A 25,642-nucleotide genomic window follows, 5' to 3' on the forward strand; every position below is an offset into this window, starting at 1 on the left:
GCCGGTGAACTGCTTGTTGACTCCTCGCACGGAAATGATCGCGGCCTCAGACATCAGCATCTCCAGGTGTTGTTGAGGCGGAAGGAATGTTCACCGGGTGTGCCGGTGCCGGAGCGCCACGCGCTCGATGAGTGCCAGGGACTGCACGAACACGATGCCGGCCGCCGCCGCAACCAGGACGGCCGCGTACAACTTCTCCGGCCCGTTCGAGTAGTAGTAGGCGAAGGTGAGGATCGCCCGGCCGATGCCCCGGCCGGTGCCTGCGGAAAGCTCGCCCACGATCGCGCCCACCACGCTCGCGGTGGCGGCCAGCCGGAGTCCGGCGAACACGAAGGGCAGTGCTGCCGGGATCCGCAGCCACCCCAGCACCTGCCAGCGGCCCGCGCCTACGCTGCGCATGAACTCCAACTGGACCTTCGGCGGTGACTTCATGCCTCGTAGGGCGTTGATGGTTACCGGGAAGAACGCGAGGTAGGCGGCGATACCGGTCACCGCCACCCAGGGCGGCGCGCCGGCCTTCCCACCCCAGATCACGATCATCGGTGCGATCGCCACCAGGGGAACCGTCTGTGACGCGACCAGCCAGGGCATCAGTCCCTTGCTGAGCGGTACCACGTGCAGGAAGACGACCGCCAGCACCAGGCCCAGCGACGAGCCCGCCACCAGACCGTAAAACGCCTCGCGGAGCGTCACACTGGTCTCGCCGAGGAGATAGCTGCCCAGCGCCATCGAGTCGCCCCGCCGGGCCGGCTCGACCAGGGCGCCGAGAATCGACCAGACGTGCGGCATCGAAAGATCGTCGGTGGCGACCGGGAAGGCGATTCCGGTGCCGGGCACGACGTCATCGACGGCGCGCCCCAGCGCCTTGTAGCACTCCCAGAGGCCGGCGAGCGCCGCCACGACCAATACGGCCCCGACGGCGTTGAGCACGCGTTTCCTCGCGGCGGACAGGCGCCCGGATCGGCGCAGAGTCACTCGTTCCACCTGCCCGGCCGGTCCAGCCTCGGCAGTCGGTGTAGTGGCGGTTCTTGTCGCAGTCATGCAGGCACTCTCCGAATCCCTCGGAAGCGTCGTCTGGCGTGAGATCCGTCGGTCGACCCCGCCGGGTCGGATCACTGAGCGAACTGGTGGTTCACCATAGAAGCGTGACTCAGGCCACGTCAACGGTTTGACCAGGACATCGGATCACCATCTGGAGGCCGCTCCCGACCCGCGTCACCTGCCGGATACCGCAATCCGGGTCAAGCTGCCGTCTCTGCAGCCAACACCAACGGAAGGTCGCGTCCACGGGAGTGGTGTACGACTTGCCCGTGATGGGCGTGTTGCGTAGATGGGAGCCCGCGATGGAAGCCGGTGGCAGACGGCAAACCTCGCCTGTCGGTGCTGTGTCGCGGGGCGTATTGCCGTGCCTGCACCGCCCGGCAGCAGTGCACCGGCAACGTCGACGGCAAGGCCCGACACCTGCTCCTCCTACCCGAACCCCTGGAGAACATCCAGAATGTGTGCCAGAGGCCACGGGCTCTCTACAGCTAGGCCTTACGCGCGACCGCGCCGATCCCGTCGATGAGCTGCCGTTTCTCCCACTTCGGCGGACGACCCGTCCTCGGCGCGGCAGGCAGCAACGGAGCCAGAACAGCCCACTGCCTGCCGGTCAGGTCATGCCGCCTCGTCACCGCTACGCTGGGCACGAGGTCTCCGGTATGAAGTTCTTGCTTGGTCGCAGAACCAGATACCGGAGACCTCTTCAGCTGTCGATCACCGCCACGCCGTGACCTCGACGCTGCCAGCCTGACTTACGAAACACGCCTTAGTTGGCATGGCGTGCGGAGCCCAGCAGCCGCTGCATCCGGTCCAGAGTCGCGTCACCGGCCGCCTCCGCGAGGGTCCAGCCGTTCTTCGCCGCCAACGGCGACAGCAACCCGACCAAATAGCTGAGGGTCTGCCGGCGGGGCTCCGAACGGCCGAACCGGTGCGCGATGCGGTCGAGCAGGTCGTCCAGACCCGTCCGCCACCGGACGATTTCATCGATCAACACAAACGCAAGAGCCTGCCCGTCCGACGACCGAGCACAACAGACTGACAGTGCGATCGCGCCGTCGGCCGGACCCGTAGCATCGACATCGACAGTTTCCCTGCCTGCCGTGCCTCGGCACGGATCATGCCGATGAGCTGGTAATACTCCAGACCACACAACTACGACTGGAGCACTAAGGCGGGATAGCGAGGAGGAGGGCGGCGTAGGGTCAGCGGGCGGGGACGATGGGGCCGCGGTGCAACCAGTCGATGAGGTCGGGCTCGGCCAGCTTCGCGACCCGATCCTCGTATCGTCGCAGGTCATCTTCGTCGAGCAGGTCCCGCCACTGGCCGCTGACACCCTGGTTGAAGAACCGCTTCGGATCGCGCCACATCGCCGCGACCGGGGTCAGAGCCTCCGCCCGGCCGCGCATCGAGTCGAATGTCGCCGCCCGCACCAGATCCGGCCACCGCGACTCCGACACCTCGATTCCGAGGCGCCCGGCGAGGAACCTCATCTGGCCTTCAAGATCTGACTTCAGATCGTCGTAGTGCAGCAGCAGCACGTTGGGCCGCTCCCGCTCAGCCCAGAACCCCGACAGGTGGTGCAGCATCGACGGCAGGCCCACCTGCACATTGGTGTCCTCCAGCCAGGCCCAGAACCGGTTGTACGCGGACTCCGCAGGCGCCGGAGCCGTATCGGCGGGCTCCTGGGTCGGGCTACCGCCGGCCGCCAGCATCGCGTCGAAGGCCTCTTGGGCGACGTTCTGGAAATGGGCGTCCCAGGAGATCGCGACGTCCCGGGGATCCCGACCGACCGCGACGTAGGTCACCCCATCATGGATGGGCAGCCCGTCGAAGGGCGTATGAGTCTTGATGAAACGGCGATGCCGCTGCGCCTCGTAGAACGCGAAGATGTCGTCCCGGCTGCGAGTCAACATGTCGAGCCAGTAGGTGAGGTCGTCCAGCCGTGCCGGCAGCTCCGGTGTCTGGAAGATCAACAAGGCGCAGATCGTCTGGGTCCACGTCGTCCCGCACTTCGCGGGGGTCGAAACTACGATGTCACCTTCGCGGAACGGGAAACCCTCCCACCGTCCGCTGTCCATGACCTCGTTCTGGTACCGAACCGTCGGTTGGCGCAACGGTCCTCCCTGCTTTTCGGTTGGCCTGTCCATAGTAGACCTAACCTATCGAACCGGGCGACGTCGACCAGCCTGCGGGCCGATGAAGGGCCAAGGTGCGAGCTATCTCGGTGGTTCGAGTTCGAGGGTCATGCCGGTGCTGGTGAAGAAGCCGGCGAGGAGATCGTTCTGTTGCTGACAAGCGCGTAGTCGACGTTTGACCAGTTCAGCGAGGTGGTCGATACCGCGGGCGGCGGTGTTGGTCAGGCCGCGTTCATCCAGCGCCAGACGCCTTCGTGGGGTTGAGGTCCGGAGCGTAGGCGGGTAACCGGGATCAGGGTCTGTCAAACGAACGGCCCTGTCTCACATTCGGTGGTGACGGAGCGTGCTGTTATCCGAGGAGGATGCGGTGGCGGAGCAGGGTGAAGCCGGCTCGTCCGTGCATTTGGCGTGCGATCCGTTTGGTTTTGGTGTTGACGCCTTCGGTGGGGCCGTTGCTGTAGGGAAGCGTGAGCGCGGCGTTCACGGCGTCGCGGTCCCGTTCCAGGCCTCGGGTGAACGCGTGCAGATGAGGTAGATCGGCCGCGCGGACCTGGACGATCCAGAGCGAAAGCCGGTCGGCGTTTCCCGGTTGAGGCGTCAGGAGTTCGGCGAAGCCCTCGACAACGGCGGCCAGTTGGGTTATTTCGGGGCAGGCTGCGGCGAGCCGGGCCAGGAGATCTCGATGCTCGGGCTTGAGGTTGTCGGGCCTGGTGAGGGTCATCCGGGCGAGCCGGCGCGGGGAGATGTGGCTGCGGTCGGTGTCCGCGCGGCCTTGGTTGATGTACTTGTGCAGGAGGTTCAGGCAGCCGGTGTAGCCGAGGGCCTTGATCTCTTCGAAGAGGTGCGCGATGGGGACGCCGGGGTCTTTGGCTCGACGTTTGCGCAGGTGTTCGCGGTGGGGGTCGACGAGGCTGGCGCGGTACTTGGGGACGCGGAGCATCCGTTCGGGCCGGTCGGTGCGCGCGTAGCGCTTGATGGTGTTCAGGGCCAACTGCAGACGGCGGGCGCACTCCAGCAGGCCCACGCCCTGGTCGAGCAGGCGGTGGACCTGGTGCCAGCGTTGCAGGGTCGTCTGCGCGCGGGGCCCGTCGTAGATGGGTGCGTCCAGTACGGGGGCCCAGCAGGTGCTGTGCGCCTTCACCTCGCTCCGGGTGGCTTCGCATAGGTTGTGCCACAGGTGCGATCTGTCCGCGACCTGCACCGCGTTGGGCAGGGCGCGGCGGATGGCCTCGGCGTAGGTGGCCGAGCCGTCGCGGCACACGACCTCGACGCTGGGATGCTTACGCAGCCACGCTTCGAGGGTGTCGGCGGTGCGGTCGGGCAGTACCTCGATTCGTTCATGGGTCTCGGCGTCGATCACCACGGTGGCATAGCGGTGCCGGCGGCGCAGAGCAAAATCGTCAACGCCTATTACCGGGGCATCTGCCCGGTGGGCAACGGGATGCGCAGCAGGGCGCGAAGGGCCGTATGACGGGACAGGCCCATAGCGAGTATCGCCAGCAAACGCGAGCCCGCCCGACCCGCCAACTCCTTGACCACGGCTTTGACCTGCCTGTTCAAGCGGGCCGTGCGTCGCTGGTATCGCTCCAGTACCCCGGGAACCTGTTCACGGAAGGTGTGGCGGCAGCCGCGCGTCGGGCACACCAGACGTCGCACCCGAACGCGGACCACCACCCGGCGCCCATCGACCGGAACGTCGGCCACCGTCCGCCAGTGATAGCCGTGGACCCGTCCCGACGAGGCCCCGCACATCGGGCAGACCGCGATGTCGTGCGGCGCCCGGGCTCGCACCACGATCCGCTCACCCTCGTCGACCACGTCCTCGATGACCAGCGGGGACAGCCCCGAGAACACCGTCTGTACAAGCTCGTTGACGTCCTCCACATAGGAAGCAACGACACCCCGCCACCCTCCGTCACCACCGAATGTGAGACAGGGCCGTTCGTTTTACAGTCCCGCCTGCGGCTCAACCTCTCGGAGGTCGCCGTAAGTTTCGGAGTGTGGCCGGACACTACGTGGTGTGAGAGAAGACCACACGGCTGAGCGGCATGAACAGCGATTCGTGGCGCTGTGGACCGAGCACGGACCACGGGTGATGGCGTACGCGTTGCGACATGTTGACTCCGATTCGGCGCAGGATGTGGTGTCGGAGACGTTCCTGGTGGCATGGCGGAAGCTCGCCAGCGTCCCGGACGAACCCTTGCCGTGGTTGCTCGTGGTCGCCCGCAACACCATCTCCAACCTGCGTCGGTCAGGACGTCGGCAGGCGCGGGTGGCCGTCGAACTAGAACGGTTGCGGCAGGTCGCGGAGCCGGCGGCCGCCGCCGACGTTCTCGCCACGGAGCGCGCAACCGTACTGACCCAGTTGGCGGCGCTGACCCCCAAGGAGCGGGAGGCGCTACTGCTGATCACCTGGGACGGCTTGACCCCGGAGCAGGCGGCGCGAGTGGCGGGCTGCTCACTCCCGGCGTTCCACGTGCGTCTGTTCAGGGCGCGGCGGCGACTGTGCGTTGATGGCGAGCCGGATGCGCCGCCCCACGCCGACGCCGCCCAACGTCCACTGCCACTCGCAGGAGGCACCAGTTGACCACGGACCGTGACACGATGATCATCGTTGAGAAACTCAGGCCGGCTACCACGATCGATGCCCATTGGCCTGCCTCGGCGAGGAAAGCGGCGCTGGAACGTCTGTTGATCGCCACCGCCGCCGAACCGCCGGAGGCACCTCAACGGTCGCGCAGGCGACGAGTCGTGCTCACTGCCGCGTTGACCGCCGGGCTTGTCGTGTCGGGTGCGAGCGTCGCCGCCGCCGGAGGACTGCTGCCTGAGTCGTTCACCAAGCCGTTGTCGTTCTGGGCTACCGAAACCGGCGGCGTGGTGGACGTCCAGACAGCACGACGAGTTGCCCAGGCACCGGGTCCCGACGGCACTGTACTGACCATCTGGTCAGCCAAGAGCCAGGGCGGCACCACCTGCATCGCTCCGATGTTCGAGCCACCCGGTGACCTCGACCGGCCAGCCCCGACAAGTTTCACGCTTGCCGGGGGGCAGTGTGCTGACGGCGACCAAGGCAAGGAGTCCTTCAGCAGCATAGGCGGCTCGGCGGACGGCCAGGGAATACACACGATGTGGACGGCCGCCGGGAATGCGGTACGGGCGGAACTGCGACTGCCCGACGGCACTGTACGGTCAGCCGTCCGCGCCGAAGAGTTGTTCTTCTTCTGGTATCTCGCCAACGAGAGCGTCGACCCGCCGGTCTTGGTCGGGTACAGCGCTGCCGGAGTGGTGATGGCGGAACGGTCGCTGCCCAACCTGAAGACGCTCGGGCGCCCCAGCGCCGGCGGTTGAGCCTCAACGACGCGCACCAACCCGGGCTTCCCAGTAACGCCATCATCTCCGAATCGGTCACGCAGCATTCATGGCCTTCGTAACGGAGTTATCTCCCGTCAACACGTCACCCAACACGGTGAACGTTATGGCCTCGTCGACCCGATGTCCTGATCTGCCGCGGACAGCGCGTTCGCGATGGTTGTGCTCGTTCGCTGGCCACCATCCGGATCTGCCGCGTTCCGCTTGCCCGTACGGCAGGTCGTTCTGCTGCGCCCCGGCCTCGGCACTCAAGCCGGCCGCGGACGTCTGGTCACCGTGCGCTTGGACGCCAAGGTCAAGACCGCGATCTCCTCGATCCCGAAAAGGCCTGGACGACGTTGGAGTACACCGACGCCGTCTACGACGAACAGACCGACCGTTTCTCCCGCTCGATGTCACATCCGCGGCCCGGCCGGTGTCTCCATGGCGTGACGACCTACCAACCCGCCGGCAAAGCCGCCGACACAGGAGGAGACATGGAGCACACGACCCGCATCCCCCCGGCCGAGATCACCGGCGTCAAGGGAGCGCTGATCAAGCGGATGATCGAGAAGAAACTGGGCAAGGTGCCGACGGCGGTGGGCGTCTACTGGCACAACCCCAAAGTGCTGTTCGCCAGCTTCGGCCTCGGCGGCAAGCTGCAGAAGTGGGACGCCTGCGACGAGAACCTGAAGTCGTTCGCCCACATGTCGGAAGACGGGGCCGCGGGGTGTGAAGGGTAGCCGGGCGGCTTCCGGGATGAGGAAGGCGTGTTCGCGGCGGATGCGTACGACGTCGCAGTGTCCGTCGGTGATGAGCAGGATCGGTGCGGCGGTGGGGAAGTCGGGGGCGGTTTCCAGCAGGTGTATGCCGGGTTGAAGCACGGTGCCGCCGCGCCCGCGGACCCGTACCCGGCCGGCGATCTGTTCCACCGGCAGGTATCCGGCGTCGTAGGGGTGTGCGTCGCAGAAGACCACGCGGGCGGCGGGCACGTCACGGGCGATGGCGTACGAGGCGATGACGCCGAGTGCCTTGCCGAGCAGTTCGTGGTTCATGGATCCGGAGGTGTCCAGCACGACCGCACCGCAGCGCCTCGGCGGCCAGTGGCCCGAACCGGTGCGACAGCAGACCGATGGTCTGGATCAGCGGGATGTCGTCCTCCTGCCAATCGGTGGCGAGCAGCGCCAACCCGACAGTGGCCGCGCATCGATCAGTGCGGTGCCGCACCAGCCACCGCCCGGTCTGCCGCACCCGCTGCCGGTCCGCACGCAGCGCCGCTGCAGCGATGTGCTCGTTGTGATGGATCGGGACGTCGACATCATGGAACGCGCCAACGAGTTCGCTCGGCGCCGCATCGGCCTTGCCGAAGTGCACGTCGAGGATGGCGGCCACGTCGGAACCCTCGAGCCGCTGATCTTTCCGGGTCCGCGGTCGCTGCCGCCGACGGTGGAGTTCGTCGGGCGGGGTTGGTAGGGGATCTTGTCGCGGAGCATGACGTAGAGGACGTCGCAGCAGCGCCACCGTCGGTCGTCCCGGCGAAGGAATTCTGACCCCGATACTCCCGAACCCGCTTCTGCCCTAGCCCGTACGCCATCGCTCCACTTCTCCGACAAGGTGTTGCGACGATCGGTTGAATCCGTCCAGTTCCGGTCCCGGAAGTTCGTCCACCGTCGTACGGCCTGTTGCCGACACCGCCTCGGTCAGAGGTTCCGCCGATGCCGGCTGTCTCCGGCCGCCGGACACGAGCAGCGTCACCGTGCCGAGGCCCGCCACCCGACCCTGACCACGGGTGCCGTCGGGCGCGGGGCGGGCGGCGGGCGCACCACTGCGCTGCTCACCCGGTCTTGTGGCGACTGTCGTCATCTACGGACCTGGGGCACTTACGGCTGCTCCGCCCAGGGGGCTAGACCAGGGTGACCGCTTGCCCGAGCGGGTCCCGTGCTCATGGAGGGGATGGAACACCATGCAGACATCTCGCCCAAGCGCCGGCATCGCGGACGCCGAGGCGATCGCGGAGGCGGTCCTGTACGAGGGATATCTGCTCTACCCCTATCGGCGGTCGTCGGGCAAGAACCGTGTCCGCTGGCAGTTCGGGGTGCTCGTGCCCCCCGAGTGGGGGGGAGGCGCACGGTCTGCATGACAGCGGCGTCGCAGGCTCGGCCGAGTCGTCATGGCAGCAGACCGAATGCCTGCTGGAGGCGGACGACACGACGGCCGTCCGCATCACGTTGCGGTTCCTGCAGCTGCAACGCAGGGTGGTGCAGGAACGGACAGCCGACGGCGTCCACCGGGCGGTCGACAGCGTCGATGCCGGCGACCGCACGGAACTGAGCTTCGACGAGGCGGTGCCGCGAGGGTTCGACGTCGAGGCGTCGATCGCCGACCTGCGCCGCGGGCGCCGCTTCGACGTCCGGATACCGGGTGGCGAGGACGTCGAGCCGTTGGTCGGTGATCGGGGTGAGCCGGTCGGGCGGGTGGTGCGCCGCCGCTGGCCGTTGTCTGCGCGGGTCACCGTCTCCGCTGCCCGGTGCCGGACACCTTTCCGGTTGCTGAGACTCAGGATACGGGTCGAGAACACGGACCGGACGACCCCGGCGGACAGCCCTCGACACGACGTGTTGCGGTGCTGCCTGCTCGCCGCGCACACGCTGACCTCGGTCGATCGGGGGCGGTTCCTGTCGCTGCTCGATCCGCCCGAATGGGCGGCCCACGCGGCCCGCGACTGCCGCAACGTACACACCTTTCCGGTGCTTGCCGGCGAGCCGGGCAAATCCGACGTCCTTCTCTCGTCACCCGTCATCCTCTACGACCATCCCCAGATCGCACCGGAGAGCCCGGGCGACCTGCACGACGCGACCGAGATCGACGAGATCCTCTCGCTGCGTACGCTTACCCTCTCCGATGCCGAGAAGCGCGAGGTCCGGGCCACCGATCCCCGTGCCGCGGCCATGCTGGACCGCGTCGAGGGCATGCCGCCCGAGGTGTTCGAACGGCTGCACGGCGTCATTCGGGCCCTGGAGCCGGTCCGCCGGCCCGACGAAGCCACCGCCGACCTGGCGCTGCGGTGGTGGGAGCCCGGCGCCGACGCGGGGATCGTGCCGGAGACCGACAGCGTCCTCGTCGCGGGAACCCTGCTGTCCCAGGGCAGCCGGATCCGGCTGCGACCCCGCCGGCGCGGCACCGACGCGCACGACATGTTTCTCGCGGGCCGGACCGGTCGGGTGGAGCAGGTCCTGCTGGACGTCGACGGGTCGCGGTTTCTGGCGGTGACGGTGGACGACGACCCCGGCGGGGAGCTTCACCAGTGGTACGGGCGCCTGCGGCACTTCCGGCCGGACGAGGTCGAGCCGTTGACCGCGGAGGTGGAGGCGCGATGAGAAGCGACGGCGGCGGTCGGGTCCTGATCGCCGGCATCGGCAACATCTTCCTCGGCGACGACGCCTTCGGCGTCGAGGTCGTGCGGCGCCTTCGGGACGCTGTCCTACCTCCCGGGGTGGAGGTGTCCGATTACGGCATCCGGGGGATGCATCTGGCCTACGATTTGTTGGACGGGCGGCACGACGTACTGGTCATGGTGGACGCGTTGCCGCTGAACGAGCCGCCCGGGACGCTGGCCGTCCTCCAGGTAGATCTCGCCGACCCCGGTTGGCGGCTGCGACCGGTCGACGTGCTGGATTCGCCGGCCGCCGACGCGCACGGCATGGATCCCGAGTCGGTGCTGCGCCTGCTGTGCAGCCTGGGCGGCAGTGTCGAGCGTGTCCTGGTGGTGGGCTGCCAGCCCGCCGTTCTCGCCGAGCACATGGGGTTGTCGACGCCGGTCGCCGCGGTCGTCGACGAGGCGGTCCGGACGGTGGTCGGGATCGCACAGGAGGAAGCCGCGCGGCTCACCGCGGCGACGGAGCCGCCTGGGAGTTGCCAGCAGGCGGCAGCAGGGAGGGAGGTGACCACCGATGCATGAGACGGGTCTGTCCGAGGCGATCGTGGAGGCGGCGGTACGCAGAGCCGCCGGGCGCCGGGTCACCGGGCTGCGGGTGCGGATCGGTGGCCATGTCGTCGACCCCGAGGTCGTCACGCAGGGCATCCAGGTGGCCTCGGCTGGCACGGTGGTGGCCGACGCCGCCGTCGACCTGGTGCTCGAACCGATGACGGTGCGGTGCCACGACTGCGGTCGCGGCTCGCCGGTGCACGACCACCTCGCGATGGTCGCCTGCCCGGGATGCGGCAGCGTCGACATCGAGATCACCGGGAGCGACGACGTCGTCCTGGAGTCGATCACCGTGGACGCCGTCGGGGCCGGGGCGCTCTGATGGACGCCACAGAGCTGCTGCGGCACGACCACCGCGTGGTGGAACAGCTCTTCCGGGACTACCGGGCGGCGGCCTCTGACGCACAGCGACGCGGCGTCGTCGAGATCCTCATTCGCGAGCTGTCGAAGCACGCCGCGCTCGAGGAGGTGCTCTTCTACCCGTTCGCCGCGCGGGTGTTGGACGGCGGACGGGTCGACGAACACCTTGCCGGGCACGCGCCCATCAAGGAATTGCTGCTTCAACTGGATCGCTGCCAGATGGGTGATCCGGCGCAGGACGAGCTGATGGCGCGGCTGGCGTCGGCCGTCGCCCGGCATGTGCAGGACGACGAGAACGAGCTCATGCCGCAGCTGTGCGCCCGGACCGACGAGCAGGCCCTCCGCGAGCTGGGCCGGGAGATCGACCAGGGCAAACAGGCCGCCCCGACGCGGCCGCACCCGCACGCGCCGGACAAGCCGCCGGCGCTGGCCCTCGCGGCGCCGGTGGCGGCCATCTACGACCGGCTGCGGGATCGGATGCAAGGGAGGCCACGCACATGACGCAGAGCAGCCGCGACACCGCGGTGATCCCGCAGGAAAACGGGTTCGACGAGATCACCATCCTCTGGATCTCCGAGGGCATGAGTTGTGACGGAGACACCGTGTCGATGACGGCCTCCGGTCAGCCGGCGATCGAGGACATCGTGCTCGGGCTCGTTCCCGGTCTGCCGAAGGTCAACCTGCACAACAAGGTGTTGTCGCCGGCGGCCGGCGGCGAGGAGTTCCTGGCGCCGTACCGGAAGGCGGCCCGTGGGGAGATGACCGAGCCGTTCATCCTCGTGATCGAGGGCTCGATCCCGAACGAGAACATCAACGGCGACGGGTACTGGACGTCGTTCGGCAACGACGAGACCACCGGTGAGCCGCTGACCCTGAACTGGTGGATCGACCAGCTGGCGCCGAAGGCGTGGGCGGTCGTCGCGGCCGGCACATGCGCGACGTACGGCGGCATCCACGCCATGGCGGGCAACCCGACCGGCTGCATGGGCCTGGCCGACTATCTCGGGTGGGACTTCCGGTCGCAGGGCGGCCTGCCGATCGTCAACGTCCCGGGCTGCCCGATCCAGCCGGAGAACTTCATGGAGACCCTGACCTGGGTGCTCTACCACGCCGCCGGCTCGGCGCCGCCCCCGCCGCTGGACCACATGCTGCGGCCGCAGTGGCTGTTCGGCAAGACCGTGCACGAGGGCTGCGACCGGGCCGCGTACTACGAGCAGGCCGACTTCGCCAAGGACTACAACTCGCCCAAGTGCCAGGTGAAGATCGGCTGCTGGGGGCCGGTCATCAACTGCAACGTCCCGAAGCGGGGCTGGATGGGCGGTGTGGGTGGCTGTCCCAACGTCGGCGGCATCTGCATCGGCTGCACCATGCCGGGCTTCCCCGACAAGTTCATGCCGTTCATGGACATGCCTCCCGGTGGCAGCCTGTCCACGCTGCTCATCAAGCCGTACGGCGCGTTGATCCGCCGCTTGCGCGGCATCACCAACGCCACCGTCAACCGGGAACCGAAGTGGCACCACAACGGTCCGGAGCTCACCAGCGGCTACAACCCCCGCTGGCGTCCCTACGGTCCGGCGGATCCCCGTCGTCAGGCAGCAGAGGAGAGGAACCGACCGTGACAGCGACGAAGCCGAAGCCGGCCGCCGGCCAGAAACCCGGCGAACTGGTGGAGATGGCTTGGGATCCGATCACCCGGATCATCGGCAACCTCGGCGTCTACACCAAGATCGACTTCGCGAACCGGGTGGTCGCCGAATGCCACACCACGTCGTCGCTGTTCCGCGGCTACTCGGTGTTCATGAAGGGGAAGGACCCGCGGGATGCCGGCTTCATCACCAGCCGGATCTGCGGCATCTGCGGCGACAACCACACGACCTGCTCCGTGTACGCGCAGAACATGGCGTACGGCATCAAGACCCCGCCGCTGGCCGAGTGGATCATCAACCTCGGCGAGGCCGCCGAGTACATGTTCGACCACACCCTCTTTCAGGACAATCTCGTCTTCGTCGACTTCTGCGAGGCGATGGTCAAGCAGACCAACCCCAGCGTCCTCGCCCGCGCGGAAACCACCGCGGCACCGGGCCGGGACATCCACGGCTACCGGACGATCGCCGACATCATGCGGGCCTACAACCCGTTCGAGGGCGAGGTCTACAAGGAGGCGCTGAAGGTCAGCCGGACGACCCGGGAGATGTTCTGCCTCATGGAGGGCCGGCACGTCCACCCGTCGACGGTCTACCCCGGTGGCGTCGGCACCATGCCGCAGCCGTCGCTGTTCACCGACTACCTGAGCCGGCTGATCAGCATCCTGGACTTCGTCAAGAAGTCCGTCGCCCTGAACGACGACATCTTCGACTTCTGGTACGAGGCGCTGCCCGGCTACGAGGAGGTCGGCCGTCGCCGGGTCCTGCTCGGCTGCTGGGGCTCGTTCCAGAACCCCGACGTCGTCGACTACCGGTACGAGACCATGACGAACTGGGGGCGGGCCATGCACGTCACCCCCGGCATCGTCGTCGACGGCAAGCTGCTCACCACGGACCTGGTCGACATCAACCTCGGCATCCGGATCCTGCTCGGCAGCTCGTACTACAAGGACTGGGTCGGCCAGGAGGAGCCGTTCGTCAAGTACGACCCGCTCGGCAATCCGGTCGACATCCGCCACCCCTGGAACCAGACCACCCTTCCGGATCCGGGCAAACGCGACTTCAACGACCGGTACAGCTGGGTGATGAGCCCGCGCTGGTTCGACAAGAACAGCGGAGACCATCTCGCGCTGGACACCGGCGGCGGCTGCTTCGCCCGGCTGTACACCACCGCACTGGCGAAGATGGTCGACACCCCGTATGTCAAGTCGACCGGGCAGAGCGTGCTGATCTCGCTTCCGAAAAGCCAGCGACTGCCCGAGATGACGCTGGAGTGGAAGATCCCGCGCTGGTCGAACGCGCTGGAGCGGGACCGCTCGCGGGCCTACTTCATCGCTTACGCCGCCGCCATGTCGCTGTACTTCCTAGAGCGGGCGATGGAGCGGATGCGCTCCGGCGACATGCGGGTCTTCACCGAGTTCGACGTGCCGGACGAGGCCATCGGGTGCGGCTTCCACGAGGCCGTACGAGGCACCCTGTCGCACCACATCGTGATCAGGGACCGCAAGATCGCCAACTACCACCCGTATCCGCCGACGCCGTGGAACGGCAGTCCCCGCGACAGCTACGGCACCCCCGGACCGTACGAGGACGCGATCCAGAACATGCCGATCTTCGAGGAGAACGGCCCGGACAACTTCAAGGGCGTCGACATCATGCGGGCGGTGCGCAGCTTCGATCCCTGCCTGCCCTGCGGGGTGCACATGTACGTCGGGGGCGGCCGTACCCTCAAGAAGATCCACTCGCCGATGTTCGGCGCGTCGCATGGGTGAGCAGCCGGACCTCCAGCGGCTCGACGACCCGGTCGTCGAGCCGCGGCTGGCCCGCCTGGACACCGTGCTCGGCCAGCTCGAGCAGACCCCCGGCCGCACCGCCGAGCTGGCGCTGGAGGCCGTCGAGCTGCTGACCGAGGTGTACGGCGAGGCGCTGGCCCGGGTCACCGACCTCGTCGCCGGCAGCCCCCGCGCGCTCGACCGGCTCACCGGCGACGAGTTGCTGCGGCACCTGCTGCTGTTGCACCGCATCCATCCGGATCCGCTGGACCGGCGGGTGGCGCGGGCGGTCGACGACCTCCGGCCGCGGCTGCACGCGCAGGGTGCCGAGATCGCGCTGATCGGTGTCCAGGACGAGGTGGCCCGGATCAGCTTGTCCGCCAGGTCGTGCGGCGGTGGCGGCACGGCCCTGCGGGACCTGGTGCGGGAGCAGGTGCTGACGTTCGCGCCGGAGCTGTCCGCCGTCGACGTGGTGGCGCCCACGCCGGCTCCGGCGCTGATCCCGGTCGCCACCCTGTGGCAGCGGCCGGACCGGCCCGAGGCGGCGACGATGCGCGAGGCGGGGCGCGCCGTCGGGCCGCTGGCGTTGGGTGGCACGACATGACCGCGGGCGCGCTGCAGCGGGCGATCCGCCGCGCCGGGCAGCGCGCGGCCGCAATCGAGCGCTGCGGCATGTGCGCCGGACCGGTCGGCCCCGAGCACCGGCACCTGTGGGACGAGCAGGACAGGGAGTTGATGTGCGCCTGCACCCCGTGCTCCCTGCTGTTCGAACGCGAGGCGGCCGGCGGCGGCCGGTACCAGCTCCTCCCCGCCCAGGGCAGGCGGTTGACCGGTCTGTCCGCCGACGAGCTCGGTGTGCCCGTCGGCCTGGTGTTCTTCGTGAAGCAGCAGGACGGCCGGGTGCTCGGGCACTACCCGAGCCCGCTCGGCACGACCGAGTCGGAGATCGATGCCGACGCCTGGCGGGCCATCGAGGCACGCTCACCCGCGCTGGCCGAGCTGACGCCACGGGTCGAGGCGTTCCTGGTGTGGACCGGCACGCCGCGCGGCGGCGGCCAACAGTGGGTGGTGCCGATCGACGACTGCTTCCGGCTCGTGGCGCTCATCCGGCAGCACTGGACGGGCATGTCCGGGGGAAGCGCGGTGTGGCGGGAGATCGCGTGGTTCTTCGACGATCTCGGCCGACGGCATGGTCGGCCGTCCGGCAACGACTGATGGAGGGGGCGGTAATGGGCGAGATCCGAGTGGGCGATCCCGATGTCGAACTCGACGCGCCGGCGCACACCAAGGGCGTCGAGGAGGGCAACTCGCGGAGAAGGAAGCAGGCGGGCCATAACGATGACGGGACGGTGGATGCCCGCCGCTCAACCGGCATCCGGCCCAAGAAGCACGGCCCGGTCCTGCCGATCATGCCGAACCTGCCGCCGGGCTGAGCCGGCGCGGGTCCGAAGGAGGTGAGCTGTGCGAAAGCTGTTGGCGCTGGTGGCCGGCGTCGCCGTGGTGGGGATTTTCTGGAAGGAACTTCCCGCGCTGCGGCGCTACATCAAGATCGAAAAAATGTGACCGGGGAAGGATGAACGAGCCGATGTGCCTAGGGATCCCGGGCGAGATCGTCGAGATCAAAGCCGGCCACGACGACCTCGCCATGGTGGACGTCGTGGGCGTCCGGCGGGCGATCAACATCGGCCTGCTTGGTCCGGACCAGATAGGAATCGGAGACTGGGTGCTCGTCCATGTCGGGTTCGCCATGTCGAAGATCGACGAGACCGAGGCGGCCGCCACGTTGGCGATACTGACCGGCCTCGGGCAGGCGTACACCGACGAGCTGCAGGCGCTCGCCGAATCCGACATCACCTAGGAGCGGTGACCCATGCGTTACGTCGACGAGTACCGCGACGCCGACAAGGCCCAGGCGCTGGCCACCCAGATCGTCGCGTTGTGCGAACCGGGACGGCAGTACAAGTTCATGGAGGTCTGCGGCGGTCACACGCACACCATCTACAAGCACGGGCTCGAGGACTACCTGCCGGAGCAGGTCTCGCTCGTGCACGGGCCGGGATGCCCGGTGTGCGTGATCCCGATGGGCCGGATCGACGACGCCATCGCCATCGCCCACGAACCGGGCGTCATCATGACGGCGTTCGGCGACATGATGCGGGTGCCCGGCGGCACCGGCTCATTCCTCGACGCCAAGGCGGCCGGCGCGGACATCCGGATGGTGTACTCACCGTTGGACGCGCTGAAGATCGCCCGAACCAACCCCGACCGCAGGGTCGTCTTCATGGCGATCGGATTCGAGACCACCTCACCGTCGACCGCGGTGACCGTGCTGCGGGCGGCCGCCGAGGGAATCGACAACTTCTCCGTCTTCTGCAACCACGTCACCATCCTTCCGGCGATCAAGGCGATTCTCGACTCCCCCGACCTGCGTCTGGACGGCTTCCTCGGGCCCGGGCACGTCTCCACGGTCATCGGCTGCCGCCCGTACGAGTTCATCGCCCGCGACTACGGCAAGCCGCTGGTATGTGCCGGGTTCGAGCCGCTGGACCTCCTGCAGTCGGTCTTCATGCTGCTCAAGCAGCTCGCAGAGGGCCGCTGTGAGGTGGAGAACCAGTACACCCGGGTGGTGCCCTGGGACGGCAACCTGCGGGCACTGGAGGCGATCGGCCAGGTCATGCAGTTGCGACCGCACTTCGAGTGGCGTGGCCTCGGCTTCATCTCGCACTCCGCGCTACGGATGCGGGACGAGTACGCGACGTACGACGCCGAGCGGCTCTTCGACGTTCCCGGGGTGCGGGTGGCGGATCCGAAGGCCTGCCAGTGCGGCGAGGTGCTCAAGGGTGTGCTCAAGCCGTGGGAGTGCAAGGTGTTCGGCACGGCCTGCACGCCGGAGACGCCCATCGGCACGTGCATGGTCTCGTCGGAGGGCGCCTGCGCGGCCTACTACAACTTCGGCCGCTTCACACGGCAGCGGCTGACGGAGGCGACAAGGGTATGACGACCGAACGTACCGCGGAATGGGCCGAGCGCGCGGTGGCCGAGGCCGGCCCGATCGCCGACCGGGAGCCCGGACCCCTGTCGCCGGAGCAGCAGGTGCTGCACCGCATCGAGCGGGCGCGCCGACGCAAGCCGAAGGTCAGGGAGAACCGGATCACCCTCGCGCACGGCGCGGGCGGAAAGGCGACGCACACCCTGGTCGAAGGGCTTTTCGTCGAGGCGTTCCGCAACCCGACGTTGGAGGCGCTCGACGACGCGGCCGTGCTCTCCGTGCACGGCACCCGGCTGGCCTTCACCACCGACTCGTACGTGGTGTCGCCGCTGTTCTTTCCCGGCGGGGACATCGGCGATCTCGCCGTCAACGGCACGGTCAACGACCTCGCGGTCAGCGGCGCCCGTCCGTTGTACCTGGCGGCCGGGTTCATCCTCGAGGAAGGCTTTCCCGTCGCCGACCTGCAACGGATCGCCACGTCCATGGCCCGCGCGGCGGACCGCGCCGGCGTCCAGGTGGTCACCGGCGACACGAAGGTGGTGCAGCGGGGCAAGGCCGACGGCTGCTACATCAACACGGCGGGCGTCGGTGTGCTGGAGCGGCCGGTGACGCTGGGCACCCCGCACATCCGCCCCGGCGACGCGGTCGTCGTATCGGGGCCCATCGGCGACCACGGCGTCACGATCATGCTCGCCCGCGGCGAACTGGACATCGAGGCCGACCTCGCCTCGGACACCGCGCCGCTGCCCGGTCTCGTGGACGCCCTGCTGGACGCGGCCCCCGATGTGCGGCTACTGCGTGACGCGACCCGGGGCGGGGTGGCGACGATCCTCAACGAGGTCGCGCAGGCGGCGCAGGTCGCCGTCGTCGTCGACGAGGCCTCGGTACCGGTGCGCCCTGCGGTGACCGGTGCCTGCGAACTGCTCGGTATCGACCCGCTCTACGTGGCCTGCGAGGGACGTTTCGTCGCCGTGGTCGACGGCACGCAGGCGGAGGCGGCCGTGGCCGCGCTGCGCGCCCACCGGCTGGGCAAGGGCGCGGCGATCATCGGCCGGGTCGCCGCCGACCCGCCGGGGATCGTGCTGCTCAGGACGGCGTTCGGCGGTACCCGCGTCGTCGACATGCTGGTGGGAGATCCGCTACCGCGGATCTGTTGACGCGGCATCGGCAGAGCGCCGCTCAGGCCGCCAGGTCAGCCCGGTGACGGGCGGCGGCCACCACCGCCTGACCGAGGCAGACGCCTCCGTCGTTGGGCGGCACCCGCGAGTGCACGAGCGCCCGGAACCCCTTCGTCTCCAGCCCGCACACCACGCGCTCGAGCAGCAGCACGTTCTGGAAGACGCCGCCGGACAGCGCGACGCTGGTCAGACCAGTGCTCTCCCGGACGGCTTCCGCCGCCCGTACCACGGCGTCGGCCAGGCCGTGATGAAAGCGCGCGGCGATCCGGCCGGGGTCCACGTCGGCGAGCAGGTCCTCGACCACGCACCGGACCAGCCCGCGCCCGACGTCGACAAACGGGACCGGGCCGGCCGCCTCGACCCGGTAGCCGCCGCGCTCGTCGAGACGAGCCCGCTGTTCCAGGGCGATCGCGGCCTGCCCCTCGTACGTGACCCGGTCGCGCAGGCCGAGGATCGCCGAGACGGCGTCGAACAAACGCCCGGCGCTCGAGGTGCGCGGCGAGTTCGTTCCGCTGCGCGCCAGCGCCACCACCGTGGACCACCGCCGCTCGTGCCGCCGCACCACCGCCAGGTCGGGCACCGCGTCGCCGTAGATATCGTCGAGGTACGCCACCGCCATCCGCCACGGCTCACGTACCGCCGCGACCCCGCCTGGCATCGGCACCGCGCCCAGGTGGCCGACCCGATCGAACCCGCGCAGGTCGGCGACGAGCAGCTCGCCTCCCCAGAGGGTGCCGTCCGAGCCGAATCCCAGACCGTCGAAGGCGACGCCGATCACCGGGCCGGGCTCGCCGTTGTCGGCCAGACAGGACGCGATGTGGGCATGGTGGTGCTGGACGCCGACCAGCTCGACGTCGTCGCGCTGCAGCGCGTACTTGGTCGACAGGTACTCGGGGTGCAGATCGTGGGCGACGATCTCCGGCCGGACGTCGAAGATCCGGCTGAAGTGCGCGATCCCGTCGGTGAACGCGCACAGGGTCTCGTAGTTCTCCAGGTCGCCGATGTGGTGCGACACGAACGCGCGCCGTCCCTTGGCCACGCAGAACGTGTTCTTCAGCTCCGCGCCGCACGCCAGCACCGGTCGGTCGAACGGCCACGGCACGGTCACCGGGGCGGGCACGTAACCGCGGGACCGCCGCACCGGCAGCTCGCGGCCCCGGAACACGCGCACCACCGAGTCGTCGGTGCGGACGTGAATCCGCCGATCGTGCACCAGGAAACCGTCGGCGAGGTGCGCCAGCCGCTCCCGGGCGTCGTCGTCGCGGTGAGCGATCGGTTCGTCCGAGATGTTACCGCTGGTCAGCACGACCGGCGTGCCGAGCCGGCTGAGCAGCAGATGGTGCAGCGGCGCGTACGGCAGCATGACACCCAGGTCGCGGTTGTCCGGCGCCACCGACGCCGCGACCGGGGCGTCGACCCGACGTGGTAACAGCACCACGGGACGGCGGGCACCGGTGAGGACCGGCACCGCCGCCGGCGGCACGTCGACCAGCACGCGCGCCGCCCGAAGGTCGCCGGCCATCACGGCGAACGGCTTCTCCTCGCGGCGCTTGCCGGCGCGCAGCGCCGAGACAGCCTGCTCGTCATCGGCACGGGTGGCCAGGTGGTAGCCGCCCAGCCCCTTGACCGCGACGATCCGGCCGTCCCGTAGCCACCGCGCGGCGGCCTCCACGGGATCGCCCGGAACCGGGGCACCGTCGGCGTCGACGAGCCGGAGGGTGGGGCCGCAGGCCGGGCAGCACACCGGCTCGGCGTGGAACCGGCGGTCCTGCGGATCTGCGTACTCGGCGGCGCAGTCCGCGCAGAGCGGAAACTCGGCCATGGTGGTGGCGCGGCGGTCGTACGGGACGTCCGTGACGATCGTGAACCGCGGGCCGCAGTTGGTGCAGTTCGTCAACGGGTAGCCGTGGCGACGGTCCGCCGTATCGGACAGTTCCGCGAGGCAGTCCGGGCAGGTGGCGGTATCCGGCGAGATCAGCGTTGCGCGACCGACGCCGGTGACACTGGCGACAATGCCGAAGCCACGCTGTCCGGTCGGCGGCACCACTTCAGTGCTGACCCGTTCGACCTGCGCCAGCGTCGGTGCGCGTCGGCTGAGGTCCGCCACGAAGCTGGCCATCGCCGCCGCCTCGCCCTCGACTTCGGCGAAGACGCCCTCGGTGTCGTTGCCGACAAAACCGGCCAGGCGGTACTCGGCGGCGAGGTGGTGCACGAACGGACGGAAGCCGACCCCCTGCACGATACCCTCGACCCGGACCCGTATCCGCCCCGCACCAGCTAGCACCACGGTGACTGTCAGAGTTCGCCGGCCAGTGCCTGCTGGGTGAGTTCCCAGAGCACGTGATAGATCGTGGTCTGCGCCTCCTGCACCCGGTGCACGGATGCGGACGGCACCACGAACAGATAGTCGACGGCCTCGGATTCCGCCATCTTGCCGCCGTCATAACCGGCGAGTCCGACGCTGACCATGCCCCGCCGAGCGGCCTCGTCAAAGGCCCGCAGCACGTTGGTCGAGCCGCCGCTGGTGGAAAGGCCTACCGCGACGTCGCCGGCGCGACCGAACGCGGCCAACTGCCGGGCGAAGACCGCGTCGAACCCGACATCGTTGGAGAGCGCGGTGAGCACCGCGACGTCGTGGGTCAGCGAGAAAGCCGGCAACGGTCGGGCGGCCTTCGGCGGGTGCAGGAACAACTGCGCGAGGTCCTGAGCGTCAGTGCTGCTGCCGCCGTTGCCGAAGGTGAACAGCCTGCCGCCGGCCTGGAACGCCTGGGCGAGCCGGTGGGCACACTCGACCAACCGGCGCCCGTGCTCGGGCACCAGGGACTCACGGAGGATGACGATCTCCGCCGCCTTCTCCGCCGTGGACCGGGTGACGTCGGCGAGCACCAGTTCGGCGTCGGTCGCCCGGCTGTCGAGGAACGGGTAGAGCGCGCCGAGGGCGCCCTCGACCCGGGCGCTCATCGGGCCTTCTCCACGACCGCGATGGCCTCCTTCGCGTGCACGAGCACCACATCGCCCGGTACCGCGTCGACCAGCGCGACGCTGACCTCCTCGGGTCCGGCGTCCGTGTCGACCACGGCCAGGTCGCCGAGCAGCAGCTCACGGACCCGGACGGCAACCGCGACGTCCGAACAGGTGATGCAGACCTCGTCGTGGCAGTCGAGCCGGACCGGTGTGGCCGGACGGCCGGACGGCGAGGTGAGCGGCCGCCCGGTCACCGGATCACCGCCGGCTCTGACGGACCGGGCTGCTCCAGGAACACATGCACCATCTCCCACAGCAGGTGATAGATCGTCACGTGCACCTCCTTCACGATGCACGGATCGTCGGACCGGGCGACGACGATGTGGTCGGCGACCTTGCCGCGACCGATGTCCCCACCATCGCCGCCGAGGAGCGCCACCGTGAGCAGACCAAGGTCACGGGCGGCCTCGAGGCCCCGACGTACGTTGACACACCGGCCGTCGGCGGACATCCCGAGCGCGATGTCCTCCGGAGCGGCGAGCAGGCGCAGCTGGGCGGCGAACACCTCGTCGAAGCCCTCGGTCCGGGCGATTCCGGTGAGGGTGGCGATGTCGCTCGTCAGCGATACCGCCGGCAGCGCCCGCTTGCCGACGATGACGGGATGAACGAACTCGACCACGACGTGCTGGGCGTCGGTCGCCGGCCCGCCGTTCCCGAAGACGATCAGCTTGCCGCCACTGCGGAAGCGCCCGGACATGTCGTAGCAGGCCTTCGCGACTTGCGGCGCGTCACCGGCGAGCGCCTCTGCGGGCGCCACCCGGCAGGCGAACGCGAGCCGGGCCGCCGGGATCACGGACGGGTGCATCTTGTCCCCTTCAACGGTGGGAAGCGGCGCAGGGATCACGGTGCCCGTCCCGCGACCTGGCGAAGGCATCCGCCGAGCGCCGCATGCAGGCACCGATGACCTGATCGAGTTGCGCCAGGTGTCCGACCATCGACCGGAGATCGGCACGTCCCTTAACCGTCAGCTCGTAACGACGGCGCGCCGGCCCCGGTTCAGTGGTCTCCCACCTAGAGATCAGCGAGCGGTCGCGCTCCAAGCCGCGGAGCACCCGGTAGACATAGGCAGGCTCCACATCGGGTATTCCCAGTTCCTCAAGTCGGCCGATCAGGTCGTATCCGTGACCGGGCCGCTCGAAGATCAGAAGCAGCAAGAACGGATGCAGCAGGCCCCGCAGCTCACGCACGTGCATGCCAGTCCCCTTCCGTGGCGGAAGCCGCCGTTCCTCGTTGGAGCTAAGCACGCTTAACCTACCGAAGTTGGCTAAACCCGGCATTTGCGGACTCCGTTGCCTACTTGCGGGACTGTACGGATCAAGGTGCCACGGGACCGGGCCGGTTCGTTCACGCCGCGGATCGTGCCGAAGCACGACAGCCGCATCGACGGGTTCAACGAGGCGATCCTGTCCCTGTACCGGAAAGCTGACGACCCTCAGCCCCGCACAGCATGGGCCGATCGGCGATTGATCAGGCGGTCGTCCAAGCGAAGTGCCCCACGGCGGCGACGGCGAGGACGAGAAAGACCGCGGGAAACGCGATGTTGTGGAACACCCGCGCGCGGACGTGAGCCAGGATCGCGCCGACGAAGAACAGGACGAGGCCGACGGCTGCGGCCAATCCGAAGGGACGTACGCCGAGAAGGCCGAGCACCAGACCGATGACGCCGGCCCCCTCCACCACCGCGAGGTAGGGGATCCATCGCGCGGACAGCCCGACCTCGGCGCAGTTGCGCATCACGAAGTCCGCCCTGATCACCTTGGCGGTCACCTCGATGGCGTTGGCGAGGGCGCAAAGGATGGTCGCGACGACCAGGACGCCCTCCAGTACGGCGATCATGACGCGTCCCGGCGCGATCGAGCGATCGGTAAGCTCATAGGTGCCTCCACGTGCGCGGGTTCATCAGGTTGTGGTCTCTCGCCCCTTCTGACGCCCGACACGCAGGAAAGGTGACCAGACGTGGAACTCGTCGAACACTTCGAGGCTTCGAGGGCCCGACTGATGTCGTTGGCCTATCGCATCCTCGGCTCGCACCACGATGCCGAAGACGCGGTGCAGGCCGCCTGGCTGCGCGCGCGGTCGGCCGACCCGGCACAACTGGTTAACCCCGAGGGCTGGCTCACCACGGTGACGGCACGCCTGTGCCTCGACCAGCTTCGCGCCCGCCATCGCCGGCGCGAGGTCCCGCTCGAGGCCGACGACATCCCCGGCAAGCAGCTCGCGGCCGACGAGGCGTTCGTCCGTCGTGAGGACGTCTCCCGTGCGCTGCTGGTTGTGCTCGACGAACTGTCTCCCCCGCAGCGGGTGGCCTACGTGCTGCATGACCTCTTCGCCGTCCCGTTCGACGAGGTCGGGCCCGTACTCGACACGACGGTGGCCGCGGCGAAGAAGCTCGCGAGTCGGGCGCGGATCCGGCTCAGGGACGCTCGTGCGGTCGACCTGCCGGGGTCCGCCCACCAGATGGAGATCATCGACGCGTTCCTCGCCGCGGCGCGTGGCGGCGACATCGCGCGGCTCGTCACGCTCCTGGCGCCTGACGTCGTCCGCACGGCCGACCTCGGATTCCTCGCGGACGGCGCCGCGCCTGTCGTCCGGGGCGCCTGGGCGGTCGCGAAGGAGACCAGGGCGTTCGTGGACCGCATCGCCGCCGCCGTCCCGGTCCTCGTCGAGGGACGCCCGGGAGCGGTGATCGCCCCTGGTGGGCACCCGTTCGCATTGATCCGAATCCGAGTCCACGACGGTCTCGTCACGAGCATCGACATCGCGCCCTACGAGCGCGGCACCGTGTCCCTCCCCGCTGCCTTGAGTACGTGATTATCCGGAGTCGGTAGTTTCGCTTGCTTTGCGAGGGAGCGTTGTTTCCGGCGCTGATCGGGATCCTCGCCGCGAGACCTCCATGCCATACCGTATGGTATGTTCGCTTAATGGGAACGCGTGATCTGTGGCTCGGCGAGGGTGTTGTGGTACTGGCCGACGAGGGACCGGCGGGTGTGCGGATCGACCGTCTGGCTGCCCGCCTCGGCCTGACGAAGGGGTCGTTCCATCACCACTTCACGGGGGTCGCCGACTACCACGCGGCGTTGCTGACTCATATCGAGCATGGACAGGTCGCCCTGCTCGACGGGCTGTCGGGCGAGCTCGCGGCCGTCGATCCGGTCGACGCCCTGCGGGCCCTTCCCTCGCGGCTCGACGAGCTGTTCGACGCCGAGCTGGATCGGGCCCTGCGGGCGTGGGCGATCGGGAACGACGGTGCGCGTGGCGTAGTCGAGCGCGTCGACAGCGCGCGCCTCACTTTTCTCGAGACCCTCTGGAACCGCGCTGTGCCCGACCCGGCCCGGGCGCGCGCCGCCGCCCTGCTGCCGCACCTTCTCCTGATCGGAGCGAACGCCATCCGCCCACCGCTCGACGCTGCCAGTCGACGTGCGGTGTTCGACCTCCTGCCAGACCTGATTCCTCATGTCTGAGGTCCCGTTCCGGCGCCCCCGCCTGCGGACGGGCGCCGTGATCGCCGTCGCTGTTGCGCTCGCGCCGGACATCGTGACTGCTACCGGGGTTCATCGCCTAGAAAGAGGAGACAGATGCCCGCTGTCGATGTGTTGATCGTCGGGGCCGGCCCGACCGGGCTCACCCTCGCGGTCGATCTGGCCCGCCGTGGAGTTCGCGCGATGCTGCTCGAGGCCGCGTCACCGATGCCCGGCATGGCGAGGCTCCACCCACGCCCCGTGTGGTGAATCGTGACCCGTTTTACCTGAGGAGTCCTTCGAGATGGTGCAACCCTGGTGGCCGCTGGCCTTGTTGGCAGTGATCCAGCTCTGCGATGCGGTGTTATGCGCGAAGCCGGTCGCCTTCATCCGGCAGTGTTTGATCGACGTCCGGTTCCCCGAACGATTCTGGAAGCTTCTCCCTCCGCTCAAGGCTGCCGCAGCGGCTGGGCTTATCGTCGGAATCTGGGTTCCGCCGTTGGCGATGCTCGTATGCGCGGCGCTGGTGTGCTACTTCGTGGTGGCGATCTCGGCGCACGTCCGCGCCCGCGATTTCGGCCGCAACCTGTTCCTGAACGCGACGGCGATGTTGGTCACCTGCTCGGCGACGCTGGCCTTCACCGTCCAGGCTGCGTGATCGAAAGAGGCGGGCGGCAGCGCAGCCGTGACGTAGTGCGCGTCCCGATCC

At 68.8% G+C, this 25,642-nt stretch carries 30 protein-coding genes and 3 pseudogenes; 21 read left to right on the plus strand and 12 right to left on the minus strand.

Annotated features, from left to right (window positions below; translation table 11 throughout):
- Nucleotides 1-90 precede the first annotated feature (90 nt).
- The 5 genes and pseudogenes from GA0074692_RS13560 to GA0074692_RS13580 all read right to left on the minus strand — a co-directional run bounded on the left by GA0074692_RS13560 (nucleotide 91) and on the right by GA0074692_RS13580 (nucleotide 5,060).
- Nucleotides 91-975 (minus strand): ABC transporter permease, encoded by an 885-nt coding sequence (locus GA0074692_RS13560; protein ID WP_141725280.1) that lies wholly within the window; start codon nucleotides 973-975, stop codon nucleotides 91-93.
- Between the two features lie 578 nt (nucleotides 976-1,553).
- A pseudogene (locus GA0074692_RS36015) lies at nucleotides 1,554-1,688 on the minus strand (IS5 family transposase); the annotation flags it as partial.
- Nucleotides 1,689-1,807: 119 nt separating this feature from the next.
- Nucleotides 1,808-2,035 (minus strand): hypothetical protein, encoded by a 228-nt coding sequence (locus tag GA0074692_RS13570; protein WP_176738446.1) that lies wholly within the window; start codon nucleotides 2,033-2,035, stop codon nucleotides 1,808-1,810.
- A 208-nt stretch (nucleotides 2,036-2,243) separates the two neighbouring features.
- A complete protein-coding gene (locus GA0074692_RS13575) occupies nucleotides 2,244-3,188 on the minus strand; it encodes a sulfotransferase domain-containing protein (RefSeq protein ID WP_091644442.1) in 945 nt (314 codons plus the stop codon).
- 337 nt (nucleotides 3,189-3,525) lie between these two features.
- A pseudogene (locus GA0074692_RS13580) lies at nucleotides 3,526-5,060 on the minus strand (ISL3 family transposase).
- Between the two features lie 136 nt (nucleotides 5,061-5,196).
- Between GA0074692_RS13580 and GA0074692_RS13585 the strand changes: the two are divergent.
- The gene (locus GA0074692_RS13585) at nucleotides 5,197-5,763 is read left to right on the plus strand and encodes an RNA polymerase sigma factor (protein WP_218106658.1); all 567 of its coding nucleotides are present in this window, start codon (nucleotides 5,197-5,199) and stop codon (nucleotides 5,761-5,763) included.
- Between the two features lie 17 nt (nucleotides 5,764-5,780).
- Nucleotides 5,781-6,524, plus strand: a complete 744-nt coding sequence (locus GA0074692_RS33965) for a hypothetical protein (protein ID WP_141725281.1) — start codon at nucleotides 5,781-5,783, stop codon at nucleotides 6,522-6,524.
- A 416-nt stretch (nucleotides 6,525-6,940) separates the two neighbouring features.
- On the opposite strand, the gene GA0074692_RS36935 is transcribed toward GA0074692_RS33965, so the two are convergent.
- On the minus strand, nucleotides 6,941-7,600 hold the full coding sequence (locus GA0074692_RS36935; protein ID WP_245730299.1) for a hypothetical protein: 660 nt from the start codon (nucleotides 7,598-7,600) through the stop codon (nucleotides 6,941-6,943).
- Here GA0074692_RS36935 and GA0074692_RS34730 point away from each other — a divergent pair.
- The 14 genes from GA0074692_RS34730 to hypE all read left to right on the plus strand — a co-directional run bounded on the left by GA0074692_RS34730 (nucleotide 7,590) and on the right by hypE (nucleotide 18,430).
- Nucleotides 7,590-7,997 (plus strand): hypothetical protein, encoded by a 408-nt coding sequence (locus GA0074692_RS34730; protein WP_176738447.1) that lies wholly within the window; start codon nucleotides 7,590-7,592, stop codon nucleotides 7,995-7,997. The two genes, GA0074692_RS36935 and GA0074692_RS34730, sit on opposite strands and share 11 nt — an antisense overlap.
- Nucleotides 7,998-8,782: 785 nt before the next feature.
- Complete coding sequence (locus GA0074692_RS13610) at nucleotides 8,783-9,901, plus strand: hypothetical protein (protein ID WP_218106659.1); 1,119 nt, start codon at nucleotides 8,783-8,785, stop codon at nucleotides 9,899-9,901.
- Nucleotides 9,898-10,482, plus strand: a complete 585-nt coding sequence (locus GA0074692_RS13615) for a hydrogenase maturation protease (RefSeq protein ID WP_091644448.1) — start codon at nucleotides 9,898-9,900, stop codon at nucleotides 10,480-10,482. The genes GA0074692_RS13610 and GA0074692_RS13615 overlap by 4 nt, the downstream gene beginning before the upstream one ends.
- On the plus strand, nucleotides 10,475-10,831 hold the full coding sequence (locus tag GA0074692_RS13620; RefSeq protein WP_176738448.1) for a hydrogenase maturation nickel metallochaperone HypA/HybF: 357 nt from the start codon (nucleotides 10,475-10,477) through the stop codon (nucleotides 10,829-10,831). The genes GA0074692_RS13615 and GA0074692_RS13620 overlap by 8 nt, the downstream gene beginning before the upstream one ends.
- Nucleotides 10,831-11,370, plus strand: coding sequence for a hemerythrin domain-containing protein (locus GA0074692_RS13625; RefSeq protein ID WP_091644453.1), 540 nt, complete (start codon nucleotides 10,831-10,833; stop codon nucleotides 11,368-11,370). Before GA0074692_RS13620 ends, GA0074692_RS13625 begins: the two co-directional genes overlap by 1 nt.
- Complete coding sequence (locus GA0074692_RS13630; RefSeq protein ID WP_091644456.1) at nucleotides 11,367-12,488, plus strand: NADH-quinone oxidoreductase subunit B family protein; 1,122 nt, start codon at nucleotides 11,367-11,369, stop codon at nucleotides 12,486-12,488. Before GA0074692_RS13625 ends, GA0074692_RS13630 begins: the two co-directional genes overlap by 4 nt.
- Nucleotides 12,485-14,284 (plus strand): nickel-dependent hydrogenase large subunit, encoded by a 1,800-nt coding sequence (locus GA0074692_RS13635; protein WP_091644460.1) that lies wholly within the window; start codon nucleotides 12,485-12,487, stop codon nucleotides 14,282-14,284. The genes GA0074692_RS13630 and GA0074692_RS13635 overlap by 4 nt, the downstream gene beginning before the upstream one ends.
- A complete protein-coding gene (locus GA0074692_RS13640; RefSeq protein ID WP_091644463.1) occupies nucleotides 14,277-14,888 on the plus strand; it encodes a NifU family protein in 612 nt (203 codons plus the stop codon). Before GA0074692_RS13635 ends, GA0074692_RS13640 begins: the two co-directional genes overlap by 8 nt.
- A complete protein-coding gene (locus GA0074692_RS13645) occupies nucleotides 14,885-15,499 on the plus strand; it encodes a DUF5947 family protein (RefSeq protein ID WP_091644467.1) in 615 nt (204 codons plus the stop codon). Before GA0074692_RS13640 ends, GA0074692_RS13645 begins: the two co-directional genes overlap by 4 nt.
- A 14-nt stretch (nucleotides 15,500-15,513) precedes the next feature.
- Nucleotides 15,514-15,717, plus strand: coding sequence for a hypothetical protein (locus GA0074692_RS13650; protein WP_091653406.1), 204 nt, complete (start codon nucleotides 15,514-15,516; stop codon nucleotides 15,715-15,717).
- 28 nt (nucleotides 15,718-15,745) lie between these two features.
- The gene (locus GA0074692_RS36940; RefSeq protein ID WP_425413329.1) at nucleotides 15,746-15,847 is read left to right on the plus strand and encodes a DUF6893 family small protein; all 102 of its coding nucleotides are present in this window, start codon (nucleotides 15,746-15,748) and stop codon (nucleotides 15,845-15,847) included.
- A gap of 22 nt (nucleotides 15,848-15,869) precedes the next feature.
- Nucleotides 15,870-16,142: a HypC/HybG/HupF family hydrogenase formation chaperone gene (locus tag GA0074692_RS13655; protein WP_091644470.1), complete on the plus strand. Its 273-nt coding sequence runs from the start codon at nucleotides 15,870-15,872 to the stop codon at nucleotides 16,140-16,142.
- A 12-nt stretch (nucleotides 16,143-16,154) separates the two neighbouring features.
- Nucleotides 16,155-17,282: a hydrogenase formation protein HypD gene (hypD, locus tag GA0074692_RS13660; protein ID WP_091644473.1), complete on the plus strand. Its 1,128-nt coding sequence runs from the start codon at nucleotides 16,155-16,157 to the stop codon at nucleotides 17,280-17,282.
- Nucleotides 17,279-18,430 carry a hydrogenase expression/formation protein HypE gene (gene hypE / locus GA0074692_RS13665; protein WP_091644477.1) on the plus strand — a complete coding sequence of 384 codons (1,152 nt, stop codon included), beginning with the start codon at nucleotides 17,279-17,281 and terminating at the stop codon, nucleotides 18,428-18,430. The genes hypD and hypE overlap by 4 nt, the downstream gene beginning before the upstream one ends.
- Before the next feature lie 22 nt (nucleotides 18,431-18,452).
- Here hypE and hypF read toward each other — a convergent pair whose 3' ends face one another.
- From hypF to GA0074692_RS13690, 5 genes are read right to left on the minus strand one after another with little or no spacing between them, the layout of a single operon-like run.
- Nucleotides 18,453-20,735 carry a carbamoyltransferase HypF gene (gene hypF, locus GA0074692_RS13670; RefSeq protein WP_218106660.1) on the minus strand — a complete coding sequence of 761 codons (2,283 nt, stop codon included), beginning with the start codon at nucleotides 20,733-20,735 and terminating at the stop codon, nucleotides 18,453-18,455.
- Between the two features lie 11 nt (nucleotides 20,736-20,746).
- Nucleotides 20,747-21,412: a D-sedoheptulose-7-phosphate isomerase gene (locus tag GA0074692_RS13675; RefSeq protein ID WP_091644482.1), complete on the minus strand. Its 666-nt coding sequence runs from the start codon at nucleotides 21,410-21,412 to the stop codon at nucleotides 20,747-20,749.
- Nucleotides 21,409-21,669 carry a HypC/HybG/HupF family hydrogenase formation chaperone gene (locus tag GA0074692_RS13680; RefSeq protein WP_091644486.1) on the minus strand — a complete coding sequence of 87 codons (261 nt, stop codon included), beginning with the start codon at nucleotides 21,667-21,669 and terminating at the stop codon, nucleotides 21,409-21,411. The genes GA0074692_RS13675 and GA0074692_RS13680 overlap by 4 nt, the downstream gene beginning before the upstream one ends.
- Complete coding sequence (locus GA0074692_RS13685) at nucleotides 21,666-22,280, minus strand: D-sedoheptulose-7-phosphate isomerase (protein WP_091644489.1); 615 nt, start codon at nucleotides 22,278-22,280, stop codon at nucleotides 21,666-21,668. Before GA0074692_RS13685 ends, GA0074692_RS13680 begins: the two co-directional genes overlap by 4 nt.
- Before the next feature lie 10 nt (nucleotides 22,281-22,290).
- Nucleotides 22,291-22,668, minus strand: coding sequence for a helix-turn-helix transcriptional regulator (locus tag GA0074692_RS13690; protein WP_091644492.1), 378 nt, complete (start codon nucleotides 22,666-22,668; stop codon nucleotides 22,291-22,293).
- 96 nt (nucleotides 22,669-22,764) lie between these two features.
- Here GA0074692_RS13690 and GA0074692_RS36505 point away from each other — a divergent pair.
- A pseudogene (locus GA0074692_RS36505) lies at nucleotides 22,765-22,884 on the plus strand (transposase); the annotation flags it as partial.
- 58 nt (nucleotides 22,885-22,942) lie between these two features.
- Here the strand turns inward: GA0074692_RS36505 and GA0074692_RS13695 are convergent.
- On the minus strand, nucleotides 22,943-23,311 hold the full coding sequence (locus GA0074692_RS13695) for a DoxX family protein (RefSeq protein ID WP_091644496.1): 369 nt from the start codon (nucleotides 23,309-23,311) through the stop codon (nucleotides 22,943-22,945).
- Nucleotides 23,312-23,431: 120 nt separating this feature from the next.
- Between GA0074692_RS13695 and GA0074692_RS13700 the strand changes: the two genes are divergently transcribed.
- The 4 genes from GA0074692_RS13700 (at nucleotide 23,432) to GA0074692_RS13710 (ending at nucleotide 25,591) form a co-directional block, all read left to right on the plus strand.
- The gene (locus tag GA0074692_RS13700) at nucleotides 23,432-24,286 is read left to right on the plus strand and encodes a sigma-70 family RNA polymerase sigma factor (RefSeq protein WP_091644500.1); all 855 of its coding nucleotides are present in this window, start codon (nucleotides 23,432-23,434) and stop codon (nucleotides 24,284-24,286) included.
- Between the two features lie 110 nt (nucleotides 24,287-24,396).
- On the plus strand, nucleotides 24,397-24,936 hold the full coding sequence (locus GA0074692_RS13705) for a TetR/AcrR family transcriptional regulator (RefSeq protein ID WP_091644505.1): 540 nt from the start codon (nucleotides 24,397-24,399) through the stop codon (nucleotides 24,934-24,936).
- A gap of 114 nt (nucleotides 24,937-25,050) precedes the next feature.
- On the plus strand, nucleotides 25,051-25,203 hold the full coding sequence (locus GA0074692_RS33975) for an FAD-dependent oxidoreductase (protein WP_141725282.1): 153 nt from the start codon (nucleotides 25,051-25,053) through the stop codon (nucleotides 25,201-25,203).
- Between the two features lie 34 nt (nucleotides 25,204-25,237).
- Complete coding sequence (locus GA0074692_RS13710; protein WP_091644510.1) at nucleotides 25,238-25,591, plus strand: DoxX family protein; 354 nt, start codon at nucleotides 25,238-25,240, stop codon at nucleotides 25,589-25,591.
- Nucleotides 25,592-25,642 lie beyond the last annotated feature (51 nt).

The sequence above is a fragment of the Micromonospora pallida genome (genome assembly GCF_900090325.1).
Taxonomy (GTDB): domain Bacteria; phylum Actinomycetota; class Actinomycetes; order Mycobacteriales; family Micromonosporaceae; genus Micromonospora; species Micromonospora pallida.